Origin of the sequence: Cupriavidus sp. WS (assembly GCF_000395345.1) — a bacterium.
Taxonomy (GTDB): Bacteria; Pseudomonadota; Gammaproteobacteria; order Burkholderiales; family Burkholderiaceae; genus Cupriavidus; species Cupriavidus basilensis_B.
Window position 1 is genome coordinate 1 of record NZ_AQPL01000459.1, and the last position, 3,824, is coordinate 3,824.

General features: G+C 62.8%; 4 protein-coding genes. All 4 read right to left on the bottom strand.

The genetic code is table 11. The features are described 5' to 3' along the window. Positions 1-184: 184 nt before the first annotated feature. The 4 genes from rplT to thrS all read right to left on the bottom strand — a co-directional run bounded on the left by rplT (position 185) and on the right by thrS (position 3,411). Positions 185-541: a 50S ribosomal protein L20 gene (gene rplT, locus K206_RS0131045; protein WP_029044285.1), complete on the bottom strand. Its 357-nt coding sequence runs from the start codon at positions 539-541 to the stop codon at positions 185-187. Between the two features lie 28 nt (positions 542-569). Next, complete coding sequence (gene rpmI, locus K206_RS0131050) at positions 570-767, bottom strand: 50S ribosomal protein L35 (protein WP_006575466.1); 198 nt, start codon at positions 765-767, stop codon at positions 570-572. A gap of 169 nt (positions 768-936) precedes the next feature. Further along, a complete protein-coding gene (gene infC / locus K206_RS0131055; RefSeq protein ID WP_081651578.1) occupies positions 937-1,458 on the bottom strand; it encodes a translation initiation factor IF-3 in 522 nt (173 codons plus the stop codon). 45 nt (positions 1,459-1,503) lie between these two features. Further along, complete coding sequence (gene thrS, locus K206_RS0131060) at positions 1,504-3,411, bottom strand: threonine--tRNA ligase (RefSeq protein ID WP_020206216.1); 1,908 nt, start codon at positions 3,409-3,411, stop codon at positions 1,504-1,506. Positions 3,412-3,824 lie beyond the last annotated feature (413 nt).

A 3,824-nucleotide genomic window follows, 5' to 3' on the forward strand; every position in this document is an offset into this window, starting at 1 on the left:
GCGCCCGCCTGGCCGGCGGCGCGCAAGAAGACACAAACGGCATTCGAAATGAAAACGGGGCTCGGTGAGGAGCCCCGTTCTTGCAGGTCCGCCGGACGCGAATCCGGTGGAGATGCTGTCGACCTTGCGGTCGGTGCTTGCCCCCGGCCCGCCGCGCAGCTAGCGCGCCGGGCCGGAGCCGGCATCAGGCAACGGAGGCTTTCACCTGGTTGACGATGGCGGCAAAGGCAGGCTTGTCATGGATGGCCATGTCCGACAGCACCTTGCGGTCCAGTTCAATCGAGGCCTTCTTCAGACCGTTCATGAACACGCTGTAGGTCAGGCCATGCTCGCGCGTCGCGGCATTGATACGCGCAATCCAGAGCGCGCGGAACACGCGCTTCTTGTTGCGGCGATCGCGGTACGCGTACTGGCCGGCACGCATGACCGCCTGCTTGGCGATGCGGTAGACGTTATTGCGACGGCCGCGGAAACCCTTGGCAGCGTCGATGACTTTCTTGTGGCGGGCCCGTGCAGTGACCCCACGCTTGACTCGAGGCATGAAATGCTCCTTTCGTTTTCGTTAGGGGTTATGCGTAGGGCATCATTGCGCGAACGGACTTCAGGTTCGTCTCATGGACGTCCTGGGTGCCGCGCAGTTGACGCTTGTTCTTGGTGGTCTTCTTGGTCAGGATGTGACGCTTGAAGGCCTGGCCACGCTTGAACGAACCGTTCGGACGCGCAGTAAAGCGCTTGGAAGCGCTTTTCTTGGTCTTCATCTTCGGCATGAAAAACTCCAGCTCTATGACATGCATGCAGGTGGCCGGCTGGCGCCGACGCTTGCATGACCCGCATCCACTTGTTGTTGCGCGGCGCCCCGAGGGGCTGTCCGCGCCGTATTCGCGCACCGCCGCGCCCGGCGGAATTCTCCACCTGGCCGCGGCGACGCGCAGAATCTTACTTCTTCTTCTTGGGAGCCAGCACCATCACCATCTGGCGCCCTTCCATCTTCGGCATCTGCTCGACCTGGCCGACTTCTTCCAGGTCCGCCTTCAGGCGTTCGAGCACACGCGCGCCGATTTCCTGGTGCGCCATCTCACGGCCGCGGAAGCGCAGCGTGATCTTGGTCTTGTCGCCGTCTTCCAGGAACCGCTTCAGGTTGCGCAGCTTGACGTTGTAGTCGCCGTCATCCGTACCCGGCCGGAACTTGACTTCCTTGACCTGGATGATCTTCTGCTTCAGCTTGGCGTCGTGCGCGCGCTTGGCTTCCTCGTACTTGAACTTGCCGTAGTCCATGATACGGGCAACCGGCGGCACCGCGGTCGGCGCGATCTCCACCAAGTCCAAGTCCTTATCCTCAGCCAGGCGAAGCGCGTCCATGAACTTGACGATGCCGAGCTGCTCATTATCAACCCCGACCAGGCGCAATTCGGGTGCGCTGATTTCGCGGTTGATGCGATGACCTTTGTCTGTAGCGATGTTGCGTTACCTCAAGAAGACAAAAAACAAGCCGTGCTCATCCCATCAGGCTTTGCTGGCAACGTCCTGTTGCAGACGCTCCACAAACGCGGAAACGGGCATCACACCCAGATCCGCATTGCCACGGGCACGCACGGCCACTTGATTGGCATCCCGCTCCTTGTCGCCCACTACCAGCAGGTAGGGAATCTTCTGAAGGGAATGCTCGCGGATTTTATACGTAATTTTCTCGTTACGCAAATCCGCCTTGGCCCTAAATCCTTGTTTTAGCAGTGATTGCACGACGTTTTCGGCATATTCCGCCTGCGAGTCGGCAATATTCATCACGATGACCTGTTCCGGCGCCAGCCACGCGGGCAGCGCGCCGGCGTGATTCTCCAGCAGGATGCCCAGGAAACGCTCGAACGAGCCCAGGATGGCCCGGTGCAGCATCACCGGGCGCTTGCGCGCGTTGTCCTCGGAGACGTATTCGGCGCCCAGGCGCTCCGGCAGCACCAGGTCGAGCTGCAGCGTGCCGCACTGCCACGAGCGGCCGATCGCGTCCTTGATGTGGTACTCCACCTTCGGGCCGTAGAAAGCGCCCTCGCCCGGCAGTTCCTCCCACTCCACGCCGCAGGCGCGCAGCGCCAGGCGCAGGCCTTCCTCGGCGTGGTCCCAGACCTCGTCGGAGCCGGCGCGCTGGTCGGGGCGCAGCGACAGCTTGACCGCCACGTCCTTGAAGCCGAAATCGTCATAGACCGAGAAGGCCAGTTCGTTGAAGGCCTTGGCCTCGGCCACGATCTGCTCTTCCGTGCAGAAGATGTGCGCATCGTCCTGCACAAAGCCGCGCACGCGCATCAGGCCGTGCAGCGCGCCCGAGGGCTCGTTGCGGTGGCAGGCGCCGAACTCGGCCAGGCGCAGCGGCAGGTCGCGGTAGGAGCGCAGGCCGTGGTTGAAGATCTGCACGTGGCCCGGGCAGTTCATCGGCTTGATCGCGTAGTCGCGCTTTTCCGACTCCGTGACGAACATGTTCTCCTTGTAGTTCTGCCAGTGGCCCGACTTCTCCCACAGCGAACGGTCCATCACCTGCGGCGTGCGCACTTCCTCGTAGCCGGCCTGCGTCAGGCGGCCGCGCATGTACTGCTCCACGGCCTGCCACACCTGCCAACCCTTCGGATGCCAGAACACCATGCCGGGCGCCTCTTCCTGCAGGTGGAACAGGTCGAGCAGCTTGCCCAGCTTGCGGTGGTCGCGCTTCTCGGCTTCCTCGAGCATGTGCAGGTAGGCTTCCTGGTCTTCCTTCCTGGCCCAGGCCGTGCCGTAGATGCGCTGGAGCATCTCGTTCTTGGCGTCGCCGCGCCAGTAGGCGCCGGCCACCTTCATCAGCTTGAAGACCTTGAGCTTGCCCGTGGACGGCACGTGCGGGCCGCGGCACAGGTCGACGAACTTGCCTTCGCGGTACAGGCCGATCTCCTGGTCCTGCGGAATCGACGCGATGATCTCGGCCTTGTACTTCTCGCCCATCGACTCGAACAGCTTCACGGCCTCGTCGCGGCTCCAGACTTCGCGCGTCACCTGCTCGTCCTTCTTCGCGAGCTCGGCCATCTTCTTCTCGATGGCGGCGAGGTCCTCGGGCGTGAAGGGGCGCTTGTACGAGAAGTCGTAGTAGAAGCCGTTCTCGATCACCGGGCCGATCGTCACCTGCGCGTCCGGGTACAGCTCCTTGACGGCATAGGCCAGCAAGTGCGCCGTCGAGTGGCGGATCACGTCGACGCCGTCGGCGTCCTTGTCCGTCACGATGGCCAGGCTCGCGTCCTGCTCGATCCGGTAGCTGGTGTCGACCATGCGGCCGTCCACCTTGCCGGCCAGGGCCGCCTTGGCCAGCCCGGCGCCAATGCTCTGCGCCACTTCTGCGACCGTCACCGGGCCGGGAAACTCGCGGCGGGAACCATCCGGCAGCGTGATTGCGATCATCTTGCACCTCATCAGGAATCCACCCGCCGGCGTCTGCGCGGCGGCAAGCGGATGAAAAGCATCTTGTAGCACCGGGCAGCCATGCGGGGCATGGGCCAGGCAGCGGGGATTTCGCGCGGTCGCATCGGCCGGCGACCGGCAGCATAGCAGGCGGCTAACGAGCGACAGACGAAAAAAAACGCAGCCAAGGCTGCGTTTTTCTCGATTTCAACTCCGGCCGGACCGGGATCAAGGCGCACCTCGACTACTGTCGCTAATTAGCGGTAGTAGTTCGCGATGTCTTCATCATGGCGCCTTCCGTTCCTGTGAGCGGGTTGAACCGGTACTGCGAAACTGGATACTGCGAATTGGTACTGCGCTACTGCGGGGTTACTGCCTGCTGCAATGCTTTTGGTAGGCTCGATTGGACTCGA

Excerpts from the sequence above, each read along its gene's own strand:
- rplT (WP_029044285.1), bottom strand. The coding sequence starts at position 541 with ATGCCTCGAGTCAAGCGTGGGGTCACTGCACGGGCCCGCCACAAGAAA.
- rpmI (WP_006575466.1), bottom strand. The coding sequence starts at position 767 with ATGCCGAAGATGAAGACCAAGAAAAGCGCTTCCAAGCGCTTTACTGCG.
- thrS (WP_020206216.1), bottom strand. The coding sequence starts at position 3,411 with ATGATCGCAATCACGCTGCCGGATGGTTCCCGCCGCGAGTTTCCCGGC.